The organism is Streptomyces sp. PA03-6a (assembly GCF_033792765.1).
In the GTDB taxonomy this organism is placed as follows: domain Bacteria; phylum Actinomycetota; class Actinomycetes; order Streptomycetales; family Streptomycetaceae; genus Actinacidiphila.
This window is the reverse complement of the sequence record NZ_JARAVK010000613.1, coordinates 1-666: the sequence shown is the minus strand read 5'-3', so window position 1 is coordinate 666 and position 666 is coordinate 1. Positions and strand designations below refer to the sequence as shown.

The 666-nt window shown below is 62.2% G+C and carries 1 protein-coding gene; it reads right to left on the bottom strand.

The features are described 5' to 3' along the window. The coding region (locus PV350_RS46895; RefSeq protein WP_500339344.1) for a hypothetical protein at window positions 1-666 on the bottom strand (666 nt) is incomplete at both ends.

Sequence of the window (666 nt, the reverse complement as noted above, 5' to 3'; positions counted from 1 at the left end):
GACTGCGGCACGTGCTTGTTGATGGCGTCGACCAGGGCGTTCCGGGTGTTGGCCGCGAGACCCACCAACTGGAGGGCCGTCTCTTTGCTGCCCGCATCGGTGACCAGTTGGGCACGGGCCGTCTCGTCGAGCACATCGGAGACCCTGCCCTTCACCATGCGGGTACCGTCCGTGGTGATCCCATGGAAGGCGATCTTCGCCAGGGCATCCGAGGTGCGCTTCACCTCCGTGATCCCCGGATGGTGCTGGACAAGGTAGTGCTGGATCTGCTTCGTCCATGTGTCGGGGTCCGCGTGACTCTGGGTCAGTCCGGTGAGGAGCGTCTCCGGCTTGTCCGACAACACCTTCTTGGCGATGCGCTCGCCATCCGTGACCACGGCAAGAGTCGAGTCGAACGCGACCATCTTGGACTTGTCCGACCAGTCGAAGTGGCGGTTCTTGATGAGGCTGTCGAGGAGGTGCTTCCCCTCTTCGGCTTCGTAGACGATCCTTCCGGCCTTGCCGAAACGGATGTCGCCCTCAAGGCCTTGCAGAATATTGGGTTTGACACGGATGAACGTATTGGGCTCAGGGAAATAGATCGCCCGTGCGTCGCTCTTCGCCATTGCGTCGCGGACGGCCAGATCGATGTCCGCCGCCTTCTTCTCGGCGATTCCCTTGGGCGTG